General features: G+C 65.0%; 18 protein-coding genes. 10 read left to right on the forward strand and 8 right to left on the reverse strand.

Going from position 1 to position 19,378, the window contains the following annotated elements:
* Positions 1 to 3: 3 nt before the first annotated feature.
* From dut to ACP146_RS23470, 4 genes are all read left to right on the forward strand, one after another.
* Positions 4 to 540 carry a dUTP diphosphatase gene (gene dut / locus ACP146_RS23455; protein WP_422369180.1) on the forward strand — a complete coding sequence of 179 codons (537 nt, stop codon included), beginning with the start codon at positions 4 to 6 and terminating at the stop codon, positions 538 to 540.
* A gap of 13 nt (positions 541 to 553) precedes the next feature.
* Complete coding sequence (locus tag ACP146_RS23460) at positions 554 to 1,009, forward strand: RrF2 family transcriptional regulator (RefSeq protein ID WP_422369181.1); 456 nt, start codon at positions 554 to 556, stop codon at positions 1,007 to 1,009.
* Between the two features lie 29 nt (positions 1,010 to 1,038).
* Positions 1,039 to 2,037: a cysteine synthase A gene (gene cysK, locus ACP146_RS23465; protein ID WP_422369182.1), complete on the forward strand. Its 999-nt coding sequence runs from the start codon at positions 1,039 to 1,041 to the stop codon at positions 2,035 to 2,037.
* Between the two features lie 179 nt (positions 2,038 to 2,216).
* The gene (locus ACP146_RS23470; protein WP_422369183.1) at positions 2,217 to 3,032 is read left to right on the forward strand and encodes a HesA/MoeB/ThiF family protein; all 816 of its coding nucleotides are present in this window, start codon (positions 2,217 to 2,219) and stop codon (positions 3,030 to 3,032) included.
* Between the two features lie 24 nt (positions 3,033 to 3,056).
* Here the strand turns inward: ACP146_RS23470 and ACP146_RS23475 are convergent, their stop codons facing one another.
* Positions 3,057 to 3,572 carry a cupin domain-containing protein gene (locus ACP146_RS23475; RefSeq protein WP_422369184.1) on the reverse strand — a complete coding sequence of 172 codons (516 nt, stop codon included), beginning with the start codon at positions 3,570 to 3,572 and terminating at the stop codon, positions 3,057 to 3,059.
* A gap of 162 nt (positions 3,573 to 3,734) precedes the next feature.
* Here ACP146_RS23475 and ACP146_RS23480 point away from each other — a divergent pair, with 162 nt between their 5' ends.
* Positions 3,735 to 4,760, forward strand: a complete 1,026-nt coding sequence (locus tag ACP146_RS23480; RefSeq protein ID WP_422369185.1) for a BMP family lipoprotein — start codon at positions 3,735 to 3,737, stop codon at positions 4,758 to 4,760.
* A gap of 185 nt (positions 4,761 to 4,945) precedes the next feature.
* On the opposite strand, the gene ACP146_RS23485 is transcribed toward ACP146_RS23480, so the two are convergent.
* Positions 4,946 to 5,932, reverse strand: coding sequence for a 2-hydroxyacid dehydrogenase (locus tag ACP146_RS23485; RefSeq protein ID WP_422369186.1), 987 nt, complete (start codon positions 5,930 to 5,932; stop codon positions 4,946 to 4,948).
* Positions 5,933 to 6,375: 443 nt separating this feature from the next.
* Here ACP146_RS23485 and ACP146_RS23490 point away from each other — a divergent pair, with 443 nt between their 5' ends.
* A complete protein-coding gene (locus ACP146_RS23490; RefSeq protein WP_422369187.1) occupies positions 6,376 to 7,023 on the forward strand; it encodes an SH3 domain-containing protein in 648 nt (215 codons plus the stop codon).
* Positions 7,024 to 7,183: 160 nt separating this feature from the next.
* Here ACP146_RS23490 and ACP146_RS23495 read toward each other — a convergent pair whose 3' ends face one another.
* From ACP146_RS23495 to irrA, 4 genes are all read right to left on the reverse strand, one after another.
* The gene (locus ACP146_RS23495) at positions 7,184 to 7,786 is read right to left on the reverse strand and encodes a DUF3501 family protein (protein ID WP_422369188.1); all 603 of its coding nucleotides are present in this window, start codon (positions 7,784 to 7,786) and stop codon (positions 7,184 to 7,186) included.
* Positions 7,787 to 7,843: 57 nt separating this feature from the next.
* Positions 7,844 to 9,190, reverse strand: a complete 1,347-nt coding sequence (locus tag ACP146_RS23500; RefSeq protein WP_422369189.1) for a heterodisulfide reductase-related iron-sulfur binding cluster — start codon at positions 9,188 to 9,190, stop codon at positions 7,844 to 7,846.
* Positions 9,191 to 9,376: 186 nt separating this feature from the next.
* Positions 9,377 to 9,793 (reverse strand): rubrerythrin family protein, encoded by a 417-nt coding sequence (locus ACP146_RS23505; protein WP_422369190.1) that lies wholly within the window; start codon positions 9,791 to 9,793, stop codon positions 9,377 to 9,379.
* A 197-nt stretch (positions 9,794 to 9,990) separates the two neighbouring features.
* Positions 9,991 to 10,431, reverse strand: a complete 441-nt coding sequence (irrA, locus tag ACP146_RS23510; protein WP_422369191.1) for an iron response transcriptional regulator IrrA — start codon at positions 10,429 to 10,431, stop codon at positions 9,991 to 9,993.
* Between the two features lie 431 nt (positions 10,432 to 10,862).
* Between irrA and fabA the strand changes: the two genes are divergently transcribed.
* The 3 genes from fabA (at position 10,863) to ACP146_RS23525 (ending at position 13,556) form a co-directional block, all read left to right on the forward strand.
* Positions 10,863 to 11,384: a 3-hydroxyacyl-[acyl-carrier-protein] dehydratase FabA gene (fabA, locus tag ACP146_RS23515; RefSeq protein WP_422369192.1), complete on the forward strand. Its 522-nt coding sequence runs from the start codon at positions 10,863 to 10,865 to the stop codon at positions 11,382 to 11,384.
* A gap of 139 nt (positions 11,385 to 11,523) precedes the next feature.
* Complete coding sequence (gene fabB, locus ACP146_RS23520) at positions 11,524 to 12,744, forward strand: beta-ketoacyl-ACP synthase I (protein WP_422369193.1); 1,221 nt, start codon at positions 11,524 to 11,526, stop codon at positions 12,742 to 12,744.
* 17 nt (positions 12,745 to 12,761) lie between these two features.
* The gene (locus tag ACP146_RS23525) at positions 12,762 to 13,556 is read left to right on the forward strand and encodes an enoyl-ACP reductase FabI (RefSeq protein ID WP_422369194.1); all 795 of its coding nucleotides are present in this window, start codon (positions 12,762 to 12,764) and stop codon (positions 13,554 to 13,556) included.
* Positions 13,557 to 13,589: 33 nt separating this feature from the next.
* Here ACP146_RS23525 and ACP146_RS23530 read toward each other — a convergent pair whose 3' ends face one another.
* Positions 13,590 to 14,879: a hypothetical protein gene (locus ACP146_RS23530; RefSeq protein ID WP_422369195.1), complete on the reverse strand. Its 1,290-nt coding sequence runs from the start codon at positions 14,877 to 14,879 to the stop codon at positions 13,590 to 13,592.
* A gap of 225 nt (positions 14,880 to 15,104) precedes the next feature.
* On the opposite strand from ACP146_RS23530, the gene ACP146_RS23535 reads away from it, so the two are divergent.
* Positions 15,105 to 18,551 (forward strand): AAA family ATPase, encoded by a 3,447-nt coding sequence (locus tag ACP146_RS23535; protein WP_422369196.1) that lies wholly within the window; start codon positions 15,105 to 15,107, stop codon positions 18,549 to 18,551.
* On the opposite strand, the gene ACP146_RS23540 is transcribed toward ACP146_RS23535, so the two are convergent.
* Positions 18,548 to 19,348, reverse strand: coding sequence for a glycerophosphodiester phosphodiesterase family protein (locus ACP146_RS23540; protein ID WP_422369197.1), 801 nt, complete (start codon positions 19,346 to 19,348; stop codon positions 18,548 to 18,550). The genes ACP146_RS23535 and ACP146_RS23540 overlap by 4 nt on opposite strands.
* Between the last annotated feature and the right edge of the window lie 30 nt (positions 19,349 to 19,378).

Raw genomic sequence — 19,378 nt, forward strand, 5'->3', positions numbered from 1 at the left:
CGTATGACCGCCAAAACCGACATCGCCACCGCCGACACCCTCATCAACAATCCGGGCCTTGCCGTCGCCGTCAAGCGCCTCGACCACGCACAGGACCTGCCGCTGCCGGCCTATGCCACGGAAGACTCCGCCGGCATGGACCTCCTGGCCGCCGTGGCCGAAGACTTGGTACTGGCGCCGGGCGAGCGCCGCCTGATCCCCACCGGCATCGCCATCGCCCTGCCGCCGGGCAGCGAGGCGCAGGTGCGCCCGCGCTCCGGCCTTGCGCTGAAACATGGCCTCACGGTGCTGAACGCGCCGGGCACCATCGATGCCGACTACCGTGGCGAGGTCGGCGTGGTGCTGATCAACCTGGGCCAGGAGCCCTTTACCGTGACCCGCGGCAGCCGCATCGCCCAGATGGTGGTGGCGCGCTACGCAAGGGTCGCCTGGCGCCCGTCGGAAAACCTGGAGGACAGCGCCCGCGGTGCCGGCGGCTTCGGCTCGACAGGTGTCGGCAGCCCCGCTGTCGATGATCTGGCCGCTGCCAACGCGGAGTAGGGGCGACGCGGCGATGCTGAGGCTTTCCAAGAAACTGCTCTTCGCCATCGAGGCGGTGGTCGACATCGCCTATCACGCCGGGGCGGGGCCGGTGCGTTCCACCGATATTTCGCGGCGCCAGGGCATACCGCGGCGCTATCTGGAACAGGTGCTGCAGCAGCTTGTGCACCATGGCATTCTCGCCGGCCAGCGCGGCCCCAAGGGCGGCTATCGTTTGGCGCGCGAGCGCAGACGCATTTCCGTCGGCGAGATCATCCGCATCGTGCGCAAGCTGGAGGGCACCATCAACCCGGCCAACGAGCCCGACGGATCGGAAATCGGCGTGAAGGTGGTGCGGCCGATCTGGATCGACATGCAGTTGGAGATGATGGAGCGCCTGGACAATCTGACCATCGAGCAGCTCTGCGACAGGGCCCGCGAGCGCGGCATCGTCAGCGAAGCCAAGTCGATCCCCGACTTCTCCATCTGACCGCCACACGAGCCCAAGCAAGAGCGCCCATGGACACAAGCAAGGTCACCCCGCTGCCGCAGGCCGCAGAAGACGAGACGCCCTGCGAATTTCGCGGCCGTATCTACAATTCGATCCTGGAGACCGTCGGCGCGACGCCGCTGATCCGCGTGCCCAAACTGGCCACCGCCCATGGCGCGGTGGCCGAGGTGGCGGGCAAGTGCGAGTTCTTCAATCCGCTGAACTCGGTGAAGGACCGCATCGGCCTTTCCATGGTCGAGGCCTTGGAAAAGGACGGCCGCCTGGGGCCGGAGGGCGTGATCGTCGAGCCGACCAGCGGCAACACCGGCATTGCCCTTGCCTTCGTCTGCGCCGCCAAGGGCTACCGCCTGATCCTCACCATGCCGGAGACCATGTCGGTGGAGCGCCGCAAGATGCTGCGCCTGCTGGGCGCCGAACTGGTGCTGACCGACGGCAGCAAAGGCATGAACGGCGCCGTCGCCAAGGCCGAGGAAATCCTCGCCAAGCACCCCGGCGCGGTGATGCCGCAGCAGTTCAACAACCCGGCCAATCCCGACGCCCACTTCCACACCACGGCGGAGGAAATCTGGCGCGACAGCGGCGGAGCGGTCGATGCCGTGGTCTCCGCCGTCGGCACCGGCGGCACCCTGACCGGCATCGCCGCCGCCCTGAAGGCGCGCAAAGACGGCTTCCGCATGATCGCCGTGGAACCGGAGGACAGCCCGGTGCTCTCCGGCGGCCAGCCCGGCCCCCACAAGATCCAGGGCATCGGCGCCGGCTTCATTCCCGGCAACCTGAAGACCGACCTGATCGACGAGGTCGTGCGCATCGGCAACGACACCGCCTTTCGCACGGCGCGTGAAGCCGCGGCCCTGGAGGGTCTGCCGGTCGGCATCTCCTCCGGCGCGGCCCTCGCCGCCGCGATCGAGGTCGGCGCCCGCCCGGAGATGAAGGGCAAGCTCATCGTCGCCATCCTCCCCTCCTTCGCCGAACGCTATCTCTCGACGGATCTTTTCGAGGGCATGTAGGGGAGTTCCCCCCTCACCCCGACCCTCTCCCACCAGGGGAGAGGGGGAACCAAATGAGGATCGCTGAAAAACCCTCTCCCCTCCGCGGGAGAGGGAGGGGCCCGCGACGCGGGAGGGTGAGGGGGAACCTCCCATCCCACCCCTTTGTCCTTTCCCCTCAACACGCTAGACTGCCCGCTATGGATTTCAGCGATGACCAGATCGACCGCTACGCGCGCCACCTGGTGCTGCCGGAAATCGGCGAGGCGGGGCAGGAAAGGCTGCTGAAGGCCCGGGTGCTGGTGATCGGCGCCGGGGGCCTGGGCTCGCCGCTGCTGCTCTATCTCGCCGCCGCCGGGATCGGCACCCTGGGCGTGGTCGATGACGACGAAGTCGACCTTTCCAACCTGCAGCGCCAGGTGCTGCACGACACCGCCAACATCGGCATGAGCAAGGTCGAGTCGGCGCGCCGCCGCTTGGCCGAGATCAATCCCGAGGTAAAGGTCGAGGCCCACAACACCCGGCTGACCCCGGACAACGCCCTGGACCTCGTCTCCCGCTACGACCTGATCGCCGACGGCTCCGACAACTTCCCGACCCGCTATCTCGCCAACGACGCCTGCTATCTGGCGCAGAAGACCCTGGTCTCCGCCGCCATCATGCGCTTCGACGGCCAGCTCTCGACCTATAAAGCCCATGACGGCAAAACGCCCTGCTACCGCTGCCTCTTCGGCCCACAACCCGGCGACCCCAAGGAAAGCTGTGCCGACGTCGGCGTGCTCGGCGCGCTGGCCGGCAGCCTTGGCGCCCTGCAGGCCAACGAGGTGATCAAGGAAGTGCTGGGCATCGGCGAGAGCCTCGCCGGCTCCCTCCTGCTCTTCGATGCGCTCGCCACCACCTTCCGCAAGGTGCAGGCCCCCCGCGACCCGGACTGCGCCCTCTGCGGATCGCAGGCAACGATCCGTGACCTCAAGACGATGGACTACCGGACGGGTGAGGCGCTCTGCGCTGTTTGAGGCTGGGCGACCACGAAGCCGCCCCTAATCCTTCGCCAGGAAGTCCGTGAAGACCAGTTGCTGGGCGTCCTTGTCGTCGTAGGCCTGGATACCGCTGGGGCCGAAGATGATGCGCTTGCCGAGACGCGGGAAGTGGCCGATGTCGAGGCCGCTGTGTTCGCCGGCCATCAGATAGACCAGATCCTCCTCATAAGGATTGCTCAGGTTATGGGCCGGGCCGCCGGGGGCGGGAAAGCCCATGAAGTCGCCGGGCCCGACTTCGAAGGTCTCCTCGCCGATCTCCGCGCGGCCGCGGCCGGAAAGGATGAAGAGGAATTCCTCGTCACGCTCGTGACTGTGATAGATGAAGCTGTCCTTGCCCGGCGGCACCCGCCCCATGGTGAGGGACAGCCGCGTCAGCCCGGCCAGCGGCGCCAGGCGCTTCAGGTAGATGTCGGACTGCGGATTGAAGGGATGGCTGACATGGAATTCTGGCAGTTCGGCGATCTCGGCGGCGGTCACCAGCGGTTTCACCGCCTCTTCCGGATTGGCTTCGGTCATCGGGGGGGTCCTTTCTTCAACGCGTCCTTGAGCGGCTTGCAATTTGGTGTCGATGCGTCGGGGCGGCTTCCGGCTTCGCTGGAAATAGCATAGCCTTGGCCTCTTTGCAGCGCCGCCCCTCTCTGCACCATGGAAGGAGGCGCACCCACAAGGAGCCGCCCCTTGATCAAATCCCGCCGCAGTCTCTTGTCGGCTTTCGCCGCCGCAGTCCTGTCTCTACCGTTCACCGCTCTTCTGTCGCCGGCTCCGGCGGTGGCGTTCAAGCCCGCCGTCATTTATTCCGTCGGCGGCAAGTTCGACGGTTCCTTCAACGAGGCCGCCTATCGCGGCGCCGAACGCTTCAGGACCGAAACCGGCGAGGCCTACGCCGACTTCGAGATCACCAACGCAGCGCAGAGCGAACAGGCGCTGCGCACCTTCGCCCAGCGCGGCTACTCGCCGGTGGTCGCCATCGGCTTCACCCACGCCAGCGCGCTGGCCAAGGTGGCGCCGCAGTTTCCCGACACCGACTTCGCCATCGTCGACATGGTGGTGGAGGCGCCCAACGTAAGCTCCGTCGTGTTCCGCGAACAGGAGGGCTCCTACGTCGTCGGGCGTCTGGCGGCCATGGCCTCCAAGACCGGCGCCGTCGGTTTCGTCGGCGGTATGGACATTCCGATCATCCGCAAATTCGCCTGCGGTTACATCCAGGGCGCGCGCAGCGCCGACCCGGCGGTGAAGGTCTTCGTCAACATGACCGGCCCGACCCCGGCGGCCTGGAGCGACCCGGTGCGCGGCGCCGAACTGACGCGATCGCAGATCCAGCAGGGCGCCGACGTCATCATCCAGGCCGCCGGCGGCACCGGCATCGGCGTGCTGCAGGCCGCCGCCGACGGCGGCGCGCTGGGCATCGGTACCGATTCAAACCAGAACGGCCTGCATCCCGGCAAGGTGCTGACCTCCATGCGCAAGCGCGTCGACGTCGCGGTCTTTGAGAACTTCATGGCCGCGCGCGACGGCGACTGGCAGCCCGGCATCCGGGTGTTGGGCCTGGCCGAAGGCGGGCTGGACTGGGTGATCGACGACAACAACCGGGCGCTCATCACCGCGGAGATGAAAGCCGCCGCCGCCGAAGCCGAAGCCGGCATCGCCGCCGGCAGCATCAAGGTCCACGACGCCTCGACCGAAGGACCCTGTCCCGTCAAATAGGGCCCGGTGGAGTAGGGACTTCCTCCGCCGCCGAAAGTTCCCCCTCACCCTCCCGCTAACGCGGGCCCCTCCCTCTCCCACAAGGGGAGAGGGAAGTGGTGCGAGACACGCTTTTTGGTTCTCCCTCTCCCCTGGTGGGAGAGGGTCGGGGTGAGGGGGAAGCGACGCCTCAAAAAGACACGACGCTAAAACATCGTCTCCAGGACGCGGTCGGGCGGGGTGTGGCCGTCGACGAAGGTCTTGATGGAGATGATCACCTTTTCGCCCATGGCCAGACGGCCCTCGATGGTGGCCGAGCCCATGTGGGGCAGCAGCACCACGTTGTCGAGGCGCAGCAGCTTGGGATTGACCGCCGGTTCATGCTCGAAGACGTCGAGGCCGGCGCCGGCCACCTCGCCGGCCTCCAGGGCACGGGTCAGGGCGTTCTCGTCCACCACCTCGCCGCGGCTGGTGTTGACGATATAGGCCTCTTCCCGCAGCAGCTTCAGGCGCCGGGCCGAGAGCAGGTGGAAGGTCGCCGGGGTGTGCGGACAGTTCACCGAGATGATGTCCATGCGCGACAGCATCTGATCCAGGCTTTCCCAGTAGGTCGCCTCCAGCTCCTCCTCGACGGAGGCGTGCACCCGGCGCCGGTTGTGATAGTGGATCGACATGCCGAAGCCCTTGGCCCGGCGGGCGACGGCGCTGCCGATACGGCCCATGCCGATGATGCCGAGGCGCTTGCCGTTCACCCGGTGGCCCAGCATCCCGGTGGGCGCCCAGCCCTGCCAGTCGCCGGAGCGCACCAGGCGCTCGCCCTCGGCGAGGCGGCGCGGCACCGAGAGGATCAGCGCCATCGTCATGTCCGCCGTATCCTCGGTCAGGACGCCCGGCGTGTTGGTCACGGTAATGCCGCGCTGGCGCGCGGTTTTCAGGTCGATGTGGTCGACGCCGGTGCCGAATGAGGCGATGAGGCGCAGTTGCGGTCCGGCCTGGGACAGGACCGCCGCGTCGATGCGGTCGGTCACGGTCGGCACCAGGATCTCGGCTTCCTTCACCGCCTCGATCAACTGGGCCTGGGAGAGCGGCTTGTCCTCCAGATTCAGCTTGCAGTCGAAGAGTTCCATCATCCGCGTTTCGATGGCGTCCGGCAGGCGGCGGGTGACGATGACGCGGACCTTTTTGTGGGGCATTGCTTCCTGTCTCGACGGGGGCTGGAACGGGGCGATGGTTCTATCGGCTTTTGCTGATCCCACAGGCGCACCGGGGGTTTTCGAGCGCCCGGCCCGTCCCAAGGATCAGTCCTTGCCATAGCAGGCGGGGCGGCGGCTTGTCCAGGGCGTGCTAGAGCAGATCCGGGTTTGATGGAATCGCTTTTGCGATCCATCAATCCGGTGAATCTGCTCTAACTTCTAAGTGTAGAGCGGATTCACATGTTTAGGCGCAACCACGCTGTGGTTCCGGCTAAACATGACCCGCTCTAGGGTCTGAGACCGGCGGGAACTGCGGCCGATCACCGCGCCGCCGGCCGCCGGCGGGGGCCGGGCAAGGGTGGGGCGGGAAGGGGCCGGGGTTTCGCCGTGGGTTTTGGGCAAGCCGCTTGACCGGATGCGAAACCAGGCGATAGGAAGGAACGATGACACGCCCCGCCCGGACAGTTCGCCGTCCCTGCGCCAAGATCCTGGGCGTCAAGATCTTGGGCGCCGGTCCTCTGCGGGTCATTTCCGGAGCCGTTCCGGCGGTGGTAGTCGCATTGGTTTCGCTTCTCACCGACCCGGCTGCGGCGCAGAACCCGGACCAGATCCAGACCGCTCAGGCCAACAGTCAGAACGCCGCCACCGCGGGCCAGCGCCCGCCGCCGCCGGGACGCACCGGCCTGCCGCTACCGCGTTTCGTCAGCCTGCGGGCCGCCGAGGTGAACCTGCGCGCCGGCCCGGGCACCCGCTACCCCATCGACTGGGTTTACCGCCGCAGCGGCATGCCGGTGGAAATCATCGACGAGTTCGATACCTGGCGGCGCATCCGCGACTGGCAGGGCACCGAGGGCTGGATCCATCAATCCATGGTTCAGGGCCGGCGCGGCGTCCTGATTACCGGCCAGCTGCGCACCTTGAGAAGAAAGCCGGAAGCCGAGGCCCCCGGCGTCGCCCAACTGGAAGCCGGGGTGGTCGGCACGCTGGAAGGCTGCCGCGGCGAGTGGTGCGAGGTCGCCGCCGGCGGCTACAGCGGCTGGCTGCCGCGCAACACCTTCTACGGCCTCTATCCCGGCGAAGAGATGAAGTAGGGGAAAGTCCCGTTAGCGCGGGAAACAAAGCCCCCTCACCCCGACCCTCTCCCACAAGGGGAGAGGGAGAACCAAAAGAAAGCGGATCACAGTAGTCCCCTCTCCCCTTGTGGGAGAGGGAGGGGCCCGCGAAGCGGGAGGGTGAGGGGGACTCCCCGGATCAGTCGAAATCTTTTGCCAGGGCGGCGCGGACGTCCTCGCTGAGGATGGTCATGTGGCTGTAGGCCGGATGATCGAAGCCCAGGATGACCCGCGTGTCCGGTTTCTTGAAGGCGGCGACCTGCGCTTCGCTGAAGTTGAAGTGGATGAACTGCACGGCCGAGGCCTTGCCGTCGGCGGTGGTGCGGTCGACATCCTCTTCCGGCTTGCCGATCACCTTCTCGCCGTCGATCTCGAAGAAGGCTGTCTCCTCGATGCCACCGAGCTTGGCGAGAAAGGTCTTGCGGCGCAGCGGGTCGTCGATTTCGAACATCACCGTGGCGACCAGTTCGCGGCCCTGCGGGATCAGCGGGTTGTAGGCGCTGAGTTCGTCGTCGATCTGCTCCTCGCCGCCCTTTTCGATGTAGAGCATCTCGTGGATCTGGGCCCACATGGTCTCGTAGTTCTCGAAATAGAAGGTGCAGACCGGCCCGATTTCCTGGCGGCGGAACTTCTTTTTCTCGACCAGGTCGCGGCGCAGCTCGCGGCGTTCCTCGGAATAGGTCGCCATCGGCAGGATGTCGTCGCGGGTGATTTCTTTCTTCATGGCAAGTCCGGCGCTCATCGCGGGGGGTCCTTCCTTATCGCTTGGGTCCAATCGATCGGGATCAATCGGGCCGCATCACTCGCCGAACCCGTAGGCCTTGGCGAAGAGTTCAATCGGATGATAGCTGCGGTCGACCTGTGGCTTGTTGTCCATCTTCAGTTTTTCGATGCCCTGCAGAATGTGCTGACCGGCAAGCGGGCACTCTGAAGCGACGTAGTGCTTGCCGGCCTGGGCGGCAAGGCGGGCGGCCGGGCGGCCGACCTTGATCGCGGTATCGAAATTCTCCTTCAGCACACCCCAGGAGCCGCCGTGGCCGGAGCAGCGCTCCACCACCTTCACATCGGCCTCCGGCACCAGGCGCAGCATCTCCGCCGCCTTGGCACCGACATTCTGGGCCCGGGCGTGACAGGCCATGTGCAGGGCAACGCCGCCGTCCAGCGGCGCCAGGCCCTCGGCCAGGCCCTCCTTCTTGGCGATATCGACGACGTACTCGGTGACGTCATAGGTCGCTTCGGAAAGGCGTTTGACCCCTTCGTGATCCGGCAGAATCAACGGCCACTCGAACTTCAGCATGAGCGCACAGGAGGGCGTCAGGGCGACGATGTCATAGCCTTCGTCGATCCAGCGGCCGAGCTCCTGGGCGACCTTCTTGGCCGACTTGGCAACCGCGTCGATGTTGCCCTGTTCCAACTGCGGCATGCCGCAGCAGGCCGGATAGACCACCTCGGTCTCGACGCCGTTCTGCGCCAGCACGGCACGGGTGGCCTCGCCGATCTTGGGGTTGTTGTAGTTCACGAAGCAGGTGGCATAGAGCGCGACCTTGCGGCCCTTGGCCGGCGCTTCCGGGTTTGCTTCGACCGGCGCCTCCATGGCGCGCAGGGCAAAGGTTTTGCCGTGGAAGGCCGGCAGCTCGGCGTCCCGGTGGATGCCGACGGTCTTCTCCAGAACCGGGCGGGTCACCTTGTTGTCGGTGGAACTGGCCCAGTTGCAGAGCGGCGCTGCCAGGCCGGCCAGCTTGCCGTTGCGGTCGGTCCGGGTCAGTTGGTCGAGGTTGTCGTCGATCCTGCCGCTGTGACGTTCGGCGGCCCGGTAGCGCAGCATCAGATGGGGGAAATCGATGTTGAATTCATGGGGCGGCACATAGGGACAGCTCACCATGAAGCACATATCGCAAAGCGTGCAGGCATCGACCACCGGCTTGTAGTCGGCCTTGTCGACGCTATCCAGTTCGCCGGTTTCCGACTCGTCGATCAGATCGAAGAGGCGCGGGAAGGAATCGCAGAGATTGAAGCAGCGGCGACAGCCGTGACAGATGTCGAAGACGCGCTCCATCTCCGCATTCAGCTTGTCCCAGTCGTAAAAGTCCGGATCATTCCAATCGATGGGATGACGCACCGGGGCGTTCAGACCGCCTTCGCTCATTGCTTTTCCCCGACCCCTGGCCGCTCAAAGCAGCCGCAGTTCACAGCGCCCGGCCGCAAAGCACGCAGGCGCCGCTTCTTTCAAAGACTGCACGATCAAGGGCGCGTGCGGACCACCTTCCCGAGGCGGCCCGCATCGACCCTATCGCACAGACTGTACGCTTTAAGATATAGGACCCGGAAGGCCTTAGGCCATGGTATCCAAGGCTTTCTGGAAGCGCCCGGCGTGGCTCTTCTCCGCCTTCGCCAGGGTCTCAAACCAGTCCGCGATCTCGTCGAAACCCTCTTCCCGGGCAGCGCGGGCCATACCCGGATACATGTCCGTATACTCGTGGGTTTCGCCGGCAATAGCGGACTTCAGGTTCAGCGTGGTATCGCCGATCGGCTCTCCGGTCGCCGGATCGCCGACTTCCTCCAGATACTGCAGATGACCGTGGGCATGACCGGTCTCGCCCTCAGCGGTGGAGCGGAAAACGGCGGCCACGTCGTTGAAGCCTTCGATGTCGGCCTTTTGAGCGAAGTAGAGATAGCGGCGGTTGGCCTGGCTTTCGCCGGCGAACGCGTCTTTGAGGTTCTGTTCGGTTTTTGAGCCCTTAAGCGACATTGATCTTGCTCTCCTGTGGGTAACACCCGGGCCTGCCCTCGGCGCGCCCAGGCATAAACCTGCGGGCTTGTCCGCTTGCCGCCCCGCGTGGCCGGCAAACCGCCCGTCATGATGGTTAAATAGACCGCTACAGTTGTCCTGTCAACAGCCTAGAATGATTCTAATATTGGGAATAAAATACCGATAGAAAATAGAGATTAATTAATCTCGTTCTCACTATCGGAGAGCCGGACGATGACATCGATCCGCGCGACGCGGGTGCCTTCCGGCGGCCTTGGCAAACCTTCCAGATGAACCTGCTCGCCGGGAATATCCTGCAGCCTGCCGCCGTCCTCATAATAGAAGTGATGATGGTCGGAGACATTGGTGTCGAAGTAGGAACGGCCCGGTTCGACCACCACTTCGCGCAGCAGGCCGGCAGTCGTGAACTGATGCAGGCTGTTGTAGACCGTGGCCAGGGAAACCCGCACGGATTCCTCGACCGCCTCGGCGTGCAGTTGCTCGGCCGTAACGTGACGGTCGCCCCCGGACTGCGGCTCGAAAAGCAGCTTGGCCAGCGCCAGCCGCTGGCGGGTCGGACGCAATCCGGCAGCCTTCAGCCGCTGCACCAGGGCTCTATAGGGACGATCTGTATTCATCACCTATCCGATATAAGTTGGGGCGAAGCGAATTGAAGAGGCAAAAACAGGTAATTGTCAAATTTTCTGGAACCCCTATAAACAATTCGAAGGGCCGCTCGGCTTAAGCTGGCGTTAACCAAGCCGGTGCGAGGCTGACGGAAGCCGCCGGCGCGAAGCCCGCTGTTTGACAGTCTGATCCCTATGCTATAGTCCGCGCAGCGTTGTCTGCTGCCGCAAAGGGCCCGCAGCAACGCCTTTTGTCGTGGCGTAGAGGTGCCATTCGGCCTATGTAGGACTTGTGTCGGTTAAGGTCTTCGGGCGGAGGTGGCCTGTTTCGCCGTTGGGTGTTTCAGATCAGACGGCCAGACCGGTTTGTTGCACCTTCGATAACCGGACACCGTCGGGACCTTTGAGCTGAGAATGAAGAGTGCTGGACTTGGGTGGATCGCTTGACTGAAAAACAAAACAGTTTCCCTTACGAAGACCTGCTGCGCTGCGCGCACGGCAAACTGTTCGGCCCCGGAAACGCACAGCTTCCCCTTCCGCCCATGTTGATGTTTCACCGCATCACCGAGATTTCCGAGACGGGCGGCGAACACGGCAAGGGCCACATCGTCGCCGAGTTCGACATCGACCCGAAGCTTTGGTTCTTCGAATGCCACTTCGAGGGCGATCCGGTGATGCCGGGCTGCCTCGGCCTCGATTCGCTGTGGCAGCTTGTCGGTTTCTTCCTCGGCTGGCTTGGCGCGCCGGGCCGCGGCCGCGCGCTGGGTGTCGGCGAGGTGAAGTTCTCGGAGATGGTGGTGCCGACGGCCAAGCTGGTCACCTATCACCTGGATCTCAAGCGGGTGCGCATGGGCAAGCTGGTGCTGGGGATCGCCGATGGAATCATGAAAGTCGACGGCAAGCAGGTCTATGAAGCCAAGGACCTCAAGGTCGGGCTCTTCAAGCGTGAACCGCAGACCGCCTGAGGCGGGCGCGGAACGCAACTAACGCGGCGGGCCGGAAAGGGCCGTCCCCCGGATAATCCATCACCCCTGGGGGCGTTCTGCCGGAAAGGCCCGCGAGGCATTCTGAGGCCATAGACGGCCCGCAACACGGACAGGAAATATGCGCCGAGTCGCTGTCACAGGAATAGGCATCGTCTCCAGCATCGGCAACAACAAGGCCGAAGTGATCGAGTCACTGCGCCTTGGACGTTCCGGTATCGAGTTCTGCGATACCTATGCCGAGATGGGATTCAGGAGTCACATTCACGGCTCGCTGAACATCGATGTCGCCGATCACGTAGACCGCAAGCTGCGCCGCTTCATGGGTGACGGCTCCGCCTACAACTACATCGCCATGCAGGAAGCCATCGCCGATGCGGGCCTGACCGAGGCCGAGGTCTCCAACGAGCGCAGCGGACTGGTCATGGGTTCCGGCGGCCCCTCCACGTCGAACCAGGTCGAGGCGGCAGACCTGGCCCGCACCAAGGGGCCGAAGCGGGTCGGTCCCTATATGGTGCCGCGCTGCATGTCCTCGACCAACTCGGCCAACATGGCCACGGCCTTCAAGATCAAGGGTCTGAGCTATTCGATCTCTTCGGCCTGTTCGACCTCCGCCCACTGCGTCGGCAACGGCGCGGAACTGATTCAGCTCGGCAAGCAGGACATCGTCTTCGCCGGCGGCGGCGAAGAACTGCACTGGACCCTCACCGTTCTTTTCGACGCCATGGGCGCCCTCTCCAGCAACTTCAACGGCGATCCGACCCGCGCGTCCCGCGCCTATGACCGCGACCGCGACGGTTTCGTCATATCCGGCGGCGGCGGCGTCGTGGTGCTGGAGGAGCTGGAGCACGCCAAGGCCCGCGGCGCCAAGATCTATGCCGAGGTTGCCGCCTATGCCGCGACCTCCGACGGTGCCGACATGGTCGCCCCTTCGGGCGAAGGCGCGACCCGCTGCATGCGTCTCGCCATGCAAAGCCTGGGCAACACCCCGGTCGACTACATCAACGCCCACGGCACCTCCACACCGGTCGGCGACATTACCGAGCTGAAGGCGATCCGCGATGCTTTCGGCGCCGACATGCCGCGGGTGTCGTCAACCAAGTCGCTGACCGGCCATTCCCAGGGGGCAACCGGCGTCCACGAGGCGATCTATTCGCTCTTGATGCTGGAGAACAACTTCGTCGCTGCGTCGGCCAATATCGAAAACCTCGATCCGGAAGCTGAGGGGATGCCCATCGTCCGCGAGATGGAGGATGGGTTGTCGTTGAACTGTGTGATGTCCAACAGCTTCGGTTTTGGCGGCACCAACGCCAGTCTCGCGTTCAAGCGTTACGAAGGTTAGAGGTCGGGGAAGAGTCGATGACGGGGTTGATGGCCGGCAAGCGCGGCCTGATTATGGGAGTGGCCAACGACCACTCCATTGCTTGGGGTATCGCAAAGGCCCTGCATGCGCAGGGGGCTGAACTTGCCTTTACCTTTCAGGGCAGCGCCTTTGAGCGCCGGGTCCGCCCGCTGGCAGAGTCCGTCGGATCGGACATCGTGCTGCCCTGCGACGTCGAACGGGAAAGCGAAGTCGCCGGCACCTTCGACAGCCTGCGCGAACGCTGGGGTTCGCTCGACGTGGTGGTTCACGCCATCGCCTACTCCGACAAGGAAGAGCTGAAAGGGCGCTACCTCAACACCAGCCGGGCGAACTTCAACCGCACCCTGGCAATCTCCTGTTACTCCTTCACCGCCGTCGCCCGCCACGCCGCCGGCCTGATGCGGCCCGGCGGCAGCCTGATCACCCTGACTTATCTGGGCGCCGAACGGGTGACCCCGAACTACAACGTCATGGGTGTGGCCAAGGCGGCGCTGGAAGCCAGCGTGCGCTACCTCGCCGTGGACCTGGGCGAGCAGGGTATCCGGGTAAACGCGATCTCCGCAGGGCCCATGCGCACCCTGGCCGGCTCGGCCATCGGCGATGCGCGCTTCGTCTTCGGCTGGAACCGCGATCACGCGCCGCTGAAGCGCAACGTGCTGCTGGAGGAAGTCGGCTCCGCCGGCCTCTATCTGTCTTCCGACCTCTCCCTCGGGGTAACCGGCGAGGTGCACTATGTCGACGGTGGCTACAACGTCGTCGGCATTCCCTCGCCCGGCCGCATGGGCGGCTGACGCGGCCGTTCCGGACAGGCCGCGAAGACGGCCTCAGCCCGATTCCGGGTAGCGCCGCAGAAGGCGCGATTCTCTCCACTGCAGCGCCAGGTAGCCGGCAAGCCCGATGGGCCGGTGACCGCGGTCGCGGTTCTGGGCGCCGATTTCGTAAAGCAGACGGAACTGTTCGAACAGCACCCGATAGGTTTCGGCAACACTCTGCTCCGGGTCCCAGATGTGGATCGCCTCGGCGCTCGCGCCGTTGACCTCGATGATCTGAAAATCTTCGCCACGGCCAAGCGCCTCGATGGAGCGAAAGCGGATGTCGAAACGGCCGAAGTGAAAGTCCGGCATGGCCCTGGCGATTTCATCGAAGCGCGCCGCAAGCGCCGGGGTGATATAGGCCGAGCCGTCGTAATAGAGACCGCCGGTGCGCACGCTGCCGAGCAAGGACAGGCGCACCGTCTCCCCCTTTGCCGGAACCCGCCGAAGATCCTCAGCGGAGAGCGCCCGACTGTGCCGGCGCGCCATGCGTCGGGTGCGCGGATCCTCCTCGATCAGCTTTGAGAGCCTGGAACAGCCGTCGCCGACAACATGCGGAAAGCAGCGAAAGCCGAGTGAAAAGACCCGGCCCTCGTGGTCGTTGGGCCGGCGCAGATAATGCACGCCGGCCTCCCCCTCCCAATCAAGATAGCGCTGCAGAATGACATCTTCGTTCTTCGGAAAGCCTTCGAGGTAACGCTGCAGATCCCCGGCGCCGCGCACCAGCCGCACGCCGAAACCCTGGGATCCGATATCCGGCTTGGCGACCAGGGGAAAGGTCAGTCCGTCACGGGAAATCATCTGCGTCAATTGCGTCAGTTGCCGGGGCTCGTGCTGCGCAGCATGCACGGTCAGCCGCAAGGAAGGCGCCACCCAGTGTTGCAGGCGCGGCGGAATCTGATCGAGATAGGACATCTTCGATTCCCCGCGAAATCCGCCGCAGACGATGTTCGGATTGGCAACTGACGGCAGGGTCAGGCCGCCGTGGCGCAGGGCCAGGCGCAGACAGTGCAGCAGAACGGGAAAGTAGAACAGCAGAGCCGGGCAGCGTCCCGCGGTGGAAATCGTGCCGCTGATCAACTTCGGCGGCATGCCGGCCAGGGCGACCCGTACAGGGCGCGGCTTCACACTGGGTCGGTGCGATCGCATCCAGGCACGGAACCGATGGAGCCTTACAATCCAATAACGGGTTTTCGTGTCAACTTTGCGCGCGGAGGTTCTGGCCGACCACCAGATACCGGCAAAGGCGCAACTGGCGATCGCCAAAGGCATCAAGGCGAAGACCGCCTGATTTTCCGTCATTACGCCCCCCTCAGCGTCATTGGCCCCAAAAATGACTAAACAAAACCAGCGAATTTCGTCGTTTCCACGCGGAAGCCCCCACCTCTCATGACGCAGAGTCTGTACCACATAAGAATCCCTATTATCGCGGATAATTGGTTGGCTAGACTGACCCTAACGAGCAGCGGAGAACGGGCAGGGTACTCTACGAAGCCCCAAACCGCGCCGGGGAGACAGGGTAGCGGGATGGACGCAATCTACGGCTGGCTCCAGGGCTTGGGCCTGGATCGCTATGCCGCAGCTTTCGCTGAACAGGATATCGACTTCGACGTTCTGGCCGACTTGACGGAGGCCGACCTGATCGAACTCGGCGTCTCCTTCGGCGACCGGAAGAAGCTGCTGCGTGCCATTGCCGGACTGGCCGGCAGCGGCACCGCCGGCCCGCGGCGCGGCAAGTCCAAGCCGGGACAGAGCGATGGCCAGCCGGCAACGGAGTCAGCCGCGGAGCAGCGTCACCTGACGGTCATGTTCTGCGACCTTGTCGCCGCTACCGAACTCTCGATCCGCTACGATCCGGAAGACCTGCGCATGATCGTGCGGGCCTACCAGGACGCCTGCGCCGGGGTGGTCGCCCGGCTTGAAGGCTTCGTCGCCCGCTACATGGGCGACGGCGTGCTGGTTTACTTCGGCTTTCCCCGCGCCCATGAAGACGATGCGGAGCGGGCGGTGCGCGCCGGTCTGGAGATTGTCGAAGCGGTCGCGCGCCTGCGCCCGCAAGCCGACCTGCGCCTGCAGACCCGGGTGGGAATCGGCACCGGCTCCGTCGTGGTGGGCGACCTGATCGGCCTGGGCTCCGCCCAGGAGATTGCCGCGGTGGGCGAGACCCCCAACCTTGCGGCACGGCTGCAGGCGCTGGCGAGACCCGACAGTGTCGTCGTCGACAGCACCACCCACAGTCTGACGCGCAGTATCTTTGAGTTCGAGGAACTCGGCCTTCAGAACCTGAAGGGAATATCGCAGCCGGCGGGCGCCTGGCGCGCTCTGAAGCAGCGCAAGACCGACAGACGCACGGACACCATGGAAGAAAAGGACCTGGTGCCCTTCGTCAACCGTTCCGGCGAGATCACCCTGATGCTCGACCGTTGGCAGAGTGCGAGAAACGGTCAGGGCCAGACCATCCTGCTATCGGGCGAAGCCGGCATCGGCAAGTCGCGGCTGCTGCGCGCTTTTGCCGAGCGCCTGATTGAAGACGACCATATGTCGCTGACCTTCCAGTGCACGCCCTACCACCAGAACAACGCGCTTTATCCTCTGGTCGAAAGGCTTCGCCGCCTGGCGGGCATCGCCACCGACGACCCGCCGGTCGTCGGTCTGGCCAAGATGCGCGGGCTGTTCAGAAACTCGGCCATTGATTCAGAAGATGCCCTGCGCCTCTTCGCCCCGCTTCTTTCCGTCAAGGCCGTGGAACAGGAAAAGGCACGGATCGCCCAACAGGCAGACATGGACCGCCTGCTCGATGTCCTGCTGCAGGAGACCGACGCCATGGCGGCGCGCAAGCCGCTGCTGATGATGGTCGAAGATCTGCACTGGATCGATCCGACCTCCCTGGAGTTCCTGCAACGCCTGTCACAGCGCCTGGGCGATATGCGGCTGTTGCTGATTCTTACCGTCCGCCCGGAGGCCGAAGCAAAAATGCGCCCGCTGTTTCCGGCGACCGGTCTCGCCCTGGACCGTCTGCAGCGCCCGGCCTGCGAGACCATCATCCGGCATATTGCCCAGCACAAAGACTTTCCCCAGTTCCTGGTCGACACTATTGCCGAGCGCACGGATGGGGTCGCCCTTTTCATCGAGCAACTGACCAAGGCGGTGTTGGAGTCCGATGCGGTTGTCGATCTGGGCGACCGTTACGAGATCGCCGGCGAACAACCGGCCCTGAGCATTCCAACGACCCTGCGCGGCTCCCTGCTGGCCCGCCTCGACCGCCATCCCGCCGCCCGCGAGGTCGCCCAGATCGGATCTGTCATTGGCCGCGACTTCTCCTTCAAGATGCTGGCGGCCATTTCCGCCTTGCCTGAAGACGAATTGAACCGCGCTCTGGACCGCCTTGTCGAAACCGGTTTGCTGTACAAGGCCGGCGTCGTGCCGAAAGCGGTTTTTCGGTTCAAGCACGCCCTTGTACAGGAAATGGCCTACAGCAGTCTGCTGAAGAAGAAGCGGCGGCGGCTGCATGCCGAGATTGCCATCTTCCTGGAGGACCGCAGCCCTCATATCGTCGTCACGGAACCGGAACTTCTGGCCCACCATTATACCGAGGCCGGGCTGCCGCACCGGGCCATCACCTATCGCATGAAGGCCGGCGAGCGGGCGATCCAGCGCTCTGCCCTGAACGAGGCGGTGAGCGAAATCGACCTGGGGCTCAGCCTGCTTCCCAGCCTCACCGATGAAGCCGACAAGCGGACACAGGAACTCTATCTGCGTGTCGCCCAGGCGACGGCCCTGCGCGCAACCCGCGGCACCGGCGCACCGGAAACCGGGGCGGCCTGGGCACGCGCGCAAACCCTGTGCAGCAACAAGGAAGACAAGGCGCTGTTGTTCCGCATCCTCTACGGCCGCTTCCTCTTCCATCAGGGCAACGCCGATCTTGAAAAGGCCCGGACCTTCGGCGAGTCGCTTCTGGATCTCGGCAGGCAGCTCGGTAACGACGGCGCCTTGCTGCGCGGCCACAGCGCCATCGGCCGCACCGCCTTCGGCCAAGGCGACTTTGTCGAAGCGCATCAGCATCTCGAACAAGCCATCGCGCTGAACGACCCGGCCGGGACCCACAGCAACAACACGGGCGGCAACAACATGGTTGGCCAACCCGAGCTGCCGGTGATCGACCTTTGTTATCTGTCCTGGACTTCCTTCGCCCTGGGCTACCCCGAGACCGCTCTGAAGCAGTGCTGGCGCTCGCTGGAGATCGCCGAGGCCGGCGCCGTGTCCTATGACCTGGTCGTCGCCAACGGTAATGCCTGCTACCTGCATCAACTGCGCCAGGACCACAACGCGGTCCGGCGCTGCGCGCAGAATGTGATCGGCCTGGCGACGGAAAAGGGATTCCCCCATTGGCGGTCCCTGGGCGCGATGTTCCAGGGCTGGCTGCAGGCAACCGGCGGTCAGACGGCGGAGGGCATCGCCCTCTTCCAGAGCGCCCTCAGCGAGCACCGTGCGACCGGCGAGGTGCTGGAGGTCTGTTACTTCCTCGGCCTCTTGGCGGAGATGCTGGGCAGCAACCGCCAGGCCGAGGCCGGGCTCGACCACATTGCCCAGGCTCTGGCGCTGGTCGAGCAGACCGGCGAGCGTTGGTACGAGGCCGAACTGCACCGCACAAAAGGCAACCTTCTGCTGCAGGCCCAGGGAACCGAGGACCCGGCGGTGGAAACCTGTTTCGAGACGGCGCTGAGCCTTGCGGCCCGCCAACAGGCCCGGCTTTGGGAGCTGCGCGCCGCTGTCAGTCTCAGCCGGCTCCGCCTTGCCCGCGGCCAGACAGCCGCGGCCCGCGAAACCCTGGAGCCGGTGTATCGCTGGTTCAAGCCGGGGGGCAAGGTGCCGAAGGGTGAGGTGGCAGACGGTTACGGCCCGGGCGAAGACGGCGCCGACCGGCGCGATGCTGCCGAACTGCTGGAGAATCTCGCAGTCACCGCCGGCTCCTAAAGACTTCCCGGAAAGCGGTCCGGCCGGTCGGTGATCAGGCAGTCGACCCCTTTGTCCAGCAACCGCCGGCCGGCCCGCACGCCGTTGACGGTATAGACCGCAACGGCATAGCCCGCCGCCTTTACCTGCGCGACGTCAGCTTTGCGGGTACGCCGCCAATGAAGGTGCAGAGAGGCGCAGTCGTAAGTCGCCATGGCGGCGCGCCAGTCTTGCGGGCAGTCTTCAGCCAGCAGGCCACGCGGCCAGCCCGGCGCCAGGTCTTTGGCGACCGCCAGCGCGTCCCACTGAAAGCTGCTGATCAGCGGCGGCGGGCGGTCATCGGGCCAGAGCGCCCGCAGTTGCTTGATGGTCACCTCTGCCGTCTTCTCCGCCAGACCGGGCGTCGGTTTGATTTCGACGTTCGGGGTCAGGTTCAGATCCAAAAGGCAGGCGACGGTTTCCTCCAGCGAGGGTACCCGGCAATCGGCGCGGCCGCGAAAACCGCGTTCGGCGCGCAGACCATATCTGCGCCCGAAGCCGTGGGAGGCATCGAGGCTCCGTACCTCGGCAAAGGGCGCTTCCGCCATGGCGCCGGCGGCGCCGGTCGTGCGCTTCAGGGTCTCGTCATGGAACAGCACCGGCACGCCGTCCGCCGTCAGCATCACGTCGAACTCGACCCAACGGACTCCGGCCTCAGCCGCAGCCTTTATGGAGGCGAGGGTGTTCTCCGGCGCCAGGGCCTTGGCGCCGCGATGGCCCATGATCTGCGGAAGCTGCAAAGAAAGAGCCGGCGTGGAGGTCATGTCGCCATACCCCACGCCGGCTCTTCTGAACGTCTTGGCGAAAGG

It is taken from the genome of Pelagibius sp. (assembly GCF_965249265.1).
Classification (GTDB): domain Bacteria; phylum Pseudomonadota; class Alphaproteobacteria; order Kiloniellales; family Kiloniellaceae; genus Pelagibius.

Coding starts and splice junctions, on each gene's coding strand:
- dut (WP_422369180.1), top strand. CDS start 4: ATGACCGCCAAAACCGACATCGCCACCGCCGACACCCTCATCAACAAT.
- ACP146_RS23460 (WP_422369181.1), top strand. CDS start 554: ATGCTGAGGCTTTCCAAGAAACTGCTCTTCGCCATCGAGGCGGTGGTC.
- cysK (WP_422369182.1), top strand. CDS start 1,039: ATGGACACAAGCAAGGTCACCCCGCTGCCGCAGGCCGCAGAAGACGAG.
- ACP146_RS23470 (WP_422369183.1), top strand. CDS start 2,217: ATGGATTTCAGCGATGACCAGATCGACCGCTACGCGCGCCACCTGGTG.
- ACP146_RS23475 (WP_422369184.1), bottom strand. CDS start 3,572: ATGACCGAAGCCAATCCGGAAGAGGCGGTGAAACCGCTGGTGACCGCC.
- ACP146_RS23485 (WP_422369186.1), bottom strand. CDS start 5,932: ATGCCCCACAAAAAGGTCCGCGTCATCGTCACCCGCCGCCTGCCGGAC.
- ACP146_RS23490 (WP_422369187.1), top strand. CDS start 6,376: ATGACACGCCCCGCCCGGACAGTTCGCCGTCCCTGCGCCAAGATCCTG.
- ACP146_RS23495 (WP_422369188.1), bottom strand. CDS start 7,786: ATGAGCGCCGGACTTGCCATGAAGAAAGAAATCACCCGCGACGACATC.
- ACP146_RS23500 (WP_422369189.1), bottom strand. CDS start 9,190: ATGAGCGAAGGCGGTCTGAACGCCCCGGTGCGTCATCCCATCGATTGG.
- ACP146_RS23505 (WP_422369190.1), bottom strand. CDS start 9,793: ATGTCGCTTAAGGGCTCAAAAACCGAACAGAACCTCAAAGACGCGTTC.
- irrA (WP_422369191.1), bottom strand. CDS start 10,431: ATGAATACAGATCGTCCCTATAGAGCCCTGGTGCAGCGGCTGAAGGCT.
- fabB (WP_422369193.1), top strand. CDS start 11,524: ATGCGCCGAGTCGCTGTCACAGGAATAGGCATCGTCTCCAGCATCGGC.
- ACP146_RS23525 (WP_422369194.1), top strand. CDS start 12,762: ATGACGGGGTTGATGGCCGGCAAGCGCGGCCTGATTATGGGAGTGGCC.
- ACP146_RS23530 (WP_422369195.1), bottom strand. CDS start 14,879: ATGACGGAAAATCAGGCGGTCTTCGCCTTGATGCCTTTGGCGATCGCC.
- ACP146_RS23535 (WP_422369196.1), top strand. CDS start 15,105: ATGGACGCAATCTACGGCTGGCTCCAGGGCTTGGGCCTGGATCGCTAT.